At 64.3% G+C, this 4622-nt stretch carries 4 protein-coding genes; 2 read left to right on the top strand and 2 right to left on the bottom strand.

What is annotated here, in order from left to right; genetic code table 11:
* Positions 1 to 138: 138 nt before the first annotated feature.
* Both ACE5CZ_RS07165 and ACE5CZ_RS07170 read right to left on the bottom strand, forming a co-directional pair.
* The gene (locus ACE5CZ_RS07165; protein ID WP_374946644.1) at positions 139 to 366 is read right to left on the bottom strand and encodes a hypothetical protein; all 228 of its coding nucleotides are present in this window, start codon (positions 364 to 366) and stop codon (positions 139 to 141) included.
* Between the two features lie 452 nt (positions 367 to 818).
* Entirely contained in the window at positions 819 to 1274 is a 456-nt protein-coding gene (locus ACE5CZ_RS07170) for a hypothetical protein (protein ID WP_374946645.1), read from the bottom strand.
* A gap of 767 nt (positions 1275 to 2041) precedes the next feature.
* Here ACE5CZ_RS07170 and istA point away from each other — a divergent pair.
* Both istA and istB read left to right on the top strand, forming a co-directional pair.
* Positions 2042 to 3568, top strand: coding sequence for an IS21 family transposase (gene istA, locus ACE5CZ_RS07175; protein ID WP_374946646.1), 1527 nt, complete (start codon positions 2042 to 2044; stop codon positions 3566 to 3568).
* Complete coding sequence (gene istB / locus ACE5CZ_RS07180; protein WP_374946647.1) at positions 3565 to 4344, top strand: IS21-like element helper ATPase IstB; 780 nt, start codon at positions 3565 to 3567, stop codon at positions 4342 to 4344. Before istA ends, istB begins: the two co-directional genes overlap by 4 nt.
* The last annotated feature ends 278 nt before the right edge of the window (positions 4345 to 4622 follow it).

Raw genomic sequence — 4622 nt, forward strand, 5'->3', positions numbered from 1 at the left:
ACGACGCCGAAGCCCACCATCACGAAGAAGGCGATGAGCCCGAGAACGTAGACGTCGCGGGAGAGTCGCTCGCGAGGAGCAGAGGTGGTTGGGCGTGGCACCTCCTCAGGCTACGGGCGTTTTACATGCACTGAACCCCTACAGCGCTTCGCTCACGGAGATCGCCTCGGCCTCGGCGATCTGGGTCTCTCCGTGGCCGGTGTCGACGCGACGGAGTGCTGTTCGGACGGGGAACGCGATCAAAACGGATGCGGCACCGGCGTATATCAAAACGCGCGACTTGCCGGAGCCGATGAAGGCTCGTCGAGCGAATCCACGACGGTCACATTCGTGCGTTCGGATCTCGTCGACTGACGCTTTCGGCACGCACTACCGAGAAGGTGATAGTAGGCCACCTCCTATCCCCTTCTTCCAACTAGAACATCGAGATGTTGCCCACGAGCACCTCGCGGGGTTCGGCGTGAACAGTTTCGATGACCTGCATAGGTTTAGGTTACAAGCGGGGCCTGGCCCGCGAGCGAGATTTGCGCGGCAACGCCTGGTTGCCTGATCCCTTAGGCGGTGTGTGAGCACAAGACGGCTCGCCAGGTGAACAGCGTACGGGCGTTGCAGCGTTTGGCGTCCGATCGGCTAGACGACGGGTCGTGACCCGGGCAACCAGGGTGACGTTTAGCGGTGCGACAACGCCGCCACCGATCGCTACAAATGACGCCCGTAAGACCCACGACTTACGGGCACCTCGGCGGGCGATCAGTTGCGTCGCCCCGTGGACTGAAACGATTGATCCCCTGTGAAGCCAGGGATAGGTCAGACCCGTTCTAGGGGCGCCGGCGTCTGTCGAGGGAGTCTGCAATTTTGGCAAGACGCGCCCGATTTGCCGTCCAATCTTTTACGGCCAATTCCGCCCGCGAAGCGAAGGCATCGCGTGCCGAGGGATTTACGGCCTCTTCCACGCTTTGGAGAAGTGCCTTCACGTTCCCGTAGGAGCGGTACCCGACCTCGAATTCCGGACCGATTTCGCGGGCGACTTCGTGTGCGAGTTCGAGTCCTTCGACGCGAAACTGGTGCAGATGGGCAGGCGAGCGCCACTCGTAGTTTTCTGTGAGGCCCGCGTAGTAAGACGCTTCCCATGCAATCAGCCGCGAGACCAGGCCCTCCGATAGACATGTTTCGTAGTAAGGAATCGGCTCGCTGAACCATATGACGGAACCGGCGTCGTCGGGGAACACCCTCACGATCCGGGTGGCGTACACGTACGGTTCTTCACTCGCCATGCAGGCCACCTTCCCGCGCCAGATGGCTGATGGCAAACGAGAAGCGCGGAAACGTTGCTCGCGAGGCTACCTCTTCATGGGACCCGTGTTGGATGCAGAGCAGTTACGAGGAGTTGCCCCGGCGCACGTAAGCAGATGCCTTAGCGGGCGCGTAGCGATCGAGGGACAATCGCAAAATGACGGCGTGGGCTAGGTTCGGGGGATGGAGGCCGAACTCATCGATCCGAGGGACCAAACCTCACAGGTAGACGATCCGAGCTACCGAGTGTATTTCTGGTCCGATGATGGCAGTTCTAAAACAGAATGGGAGCTCTCCGGTGCCGACCTTGTTGAGGTACTTGAGTGGATTCCTCTCCATTCCGGCGGTCTTTCGCACAGCCTCAGGGCAGTGACCCGATCGTCAGGCGATCTTTGTCTGATCCGGCTGCACGGCATCGACCTTGACCGCTCCGTTGAGTCGTGGCCAAGGTGGGCTGGCCAAGTCGTTCTTTGACCCTGCCCCCTGGCGAATCCCGAGCCTTACAAGACGACATGGCAAGCCTTGAACGCCCGTAAGTCGATCCCAGGCGTCTGTTAGCGGCCATGGCAGAGTGCCCGTAGGTGGCCATGGAACTGCCCACTGATGGCCGGTAGGACTGCCCGCTGGTGGCCATGAGATCTGCCCACTTCTATTTATGAACCCCGGCCCGGTTACACGGCGGGAGCCTCTCCCTGGGATTTGATGACGGTGTCTAGTCGCACCAAAGTCGCCCAGGAAGAGGCCCTGAATGAAGTTTGACGGAGAAATCATGGAAATACTCGCTGCTTACGACCTGACCGGGTCGTTGCGCGCAACAGCCGAGCTCACCGGCTGCTCGCACCACACCGTCGCCCGACACGTCGCGGCCCGCGACGCGGGCCGGCCCATCGCGGAGCCTGCGTTCCGGGGCCGGGTCACGGACCCGTTTATGCCCAAGATCGAGGAATGGGTCGAGAAGTCCAAGGGCAAGATCCGTGCCGACAAAGCCCACGAGAAACTTCGTGCGCTCGGCTATGACGGCTCGGAGCGATCGACCAGGCGCGCGGTCGCGCAGGTCCGTGCAGCTTTCCGCTTTGGCCAAGTTCGAGTGCACCGACCCTGGATTACCGAGCCGGGGATGTGGTTGCAATACGACTTCGGCGACGGCCCCGTCATTGACGGGAAGAAGACCGTGCTGTTCGTTGCTTGGTTGGCCTGGGCGCGGTTCCGCATCGTGATCGCGTTGCGCGATCGGACGGCGCCGAGCGTGTTCGCCGCGTTGGATCGCTCTTTTCGGATTCTGGGTGGCGCACCGACCTACGTGCTGACCGACAACGAGAAAACCGTCACCATCTCCCACGTTGCGGGCGTTCCGGTGCGGAACCCGCAGACGGTCGAGTTCGCCCGGCACTACGGCGTGACCGTGTTGACTTGCCAGCCCGCGGACCCGGCTTCCAAGGGTGGGGTGGAGTCGTCGGTGAAGCTCGCCAAGGCCGACATCGTGCCCAAAGACATCAACCTGCGCCCCGAATACGGTTCGTTCGCCGAGATCGAAGCGGCCTGCGAAGCTTTCATGGTCGAAGTCAACAACCGGGAGCACCGCGCCACCAAAAGAAAGCCTGCCGTGATGCTCGAGGAGGAACGACCCCGGCTGCACCGGGTCCCTGACACCGCGCACACCGTCGCGCTGGGCCTGACCCGCATGGTTCCGGAGAACACGCCGATGGTCACGTTCGAGACGGGCCAGTACTCCGTCCCGGCGCACCTGCTTGGTGCCCGGGTCTTCGTCCGCAGCCACGGCGTTGGGGTCGACGAGCAGGTCGTCATCGTCCACGTCGGCAGCGACGGGCCCGTCGAAGTCGCCCGGCACCACCGGGCCCGGCCCGGCAGCCCACGCATCTACGATGCCCACTTCCCCGACCACCGAGAGAAGATCCCGGGCGACTACACGATCACCCCGCGCAGCACCTCGGAGACCGAGTTCCTCGCCATCGGCGCCGGCGCACAGGCCTGGCTGCTCGAGGCCGCGGCGGTCGGCACCGCGCGGATGAACGTGAAGATGGCCGAGGCCGTGGCGCTGGCGAAGATCAGCGGCACTGCCCAAGTCGACGAGGCCCTCGGCCAAGCGGCCACCTACGGGCGCTTCGCGACCGGTGACCTCGCCTCCCTGCTCAGTGCTGGCGGCGTCCGCCCGCCCGCGCGAACGGCGACCGAGACCAGTTCGCTGGCGCAGGGCACCGCCGGGTGGGCTGCGATCGGGCAGGCCACCGAGGACGAGCTCGAGCAAAGCGCATGAGCGTCACACAGGCCGCCGCTCCCGCCCTGCCAGCCGAGCTGGAAGCGTTGATGCGGCAACTGAAGATGCCCTACGCCCGAGCCCTGGCACCCGAGCTCATCGCCACTGCCCGAGCGCAACGATGGGAACCCGCCGAGATCATCAAGGCCCTCTTCGTCGAGGAAGTCACAGGCCGGTCCCGGTCGATGCTCGCGACCAGGCGGCGGGCGGCGGGGTTCCCAACGGGGAAGACGTTCGATACCTGGGACGAGTCGGCATCCTCGATCCCGGTGCCCACCCAACAGGCGCTACGGACGCTGGAATGGATCGGTCGGAAGGAAAACGTTGTCGTTTGCGGCCCGTCAGGGACCGGGAAGACGTTCTTCCTCGAGGCCCTAGGCCAGCAAATCGTCGAGGCCGGCATGAGAGTGACGTGGTTCCGCCTCGAGGACCTCGGCGCCCTGGTCCGGGCCCACCGCGCTGACGACTCCGTCGGCCGGGTCGTGGCCCGGATCCTGCGCTCGGACCTGATCGTGATCGACGACATCGGCCTCCTCGAAGTCGGTGCCGACGCCGCCGAAGGGCTCTATCGCCTCGTCGATGCCGCTTACGAGAAACGCTCCATAGCGATCTCGTCGAACCTCCACCCAGCCGGCTTCGACGAGCTCATGCCCAAGACCCTCGCGACAGCGACCGTCGACCGTCTCCTGCACCACGCCCACGTCTGCCAAACCTCGGGCGACTCGATCCGCCTCACCCAGGCCCTCGCCGGGAAGGGCGTCACGAAAATGAGTTAGACCACCGACGACCGCGCATGGCCAACGCCACCAACACCCAGGTGGGCAGATCCGTTGACCATGAGTGGGCAGTATCCGTGGCCACCAGCGGGCAATTCTGCTGACCACCTACGGGCAATTCCTACTGGCCATTGACAGCGCGGAACAGCGACGGCGACCCCGCCCAGCCGACTCGTTCAGCGATCGTCGCCGCCGGCATCGTCGGTGTCACCGCCAACAGCCTCCGCACCTCGACGGCGAACATGTCGAAACTCGACCCCGCCGGGGCCCGCTGATAC

Origin of the sequence: Agreia sp. (assembly GCF_964263775.1) — a bacterium.
GTDB lineage: Bacteria > Actinomycetota > Actinomycetes > Actinomycetales > Microbacteriaceae > Agreia.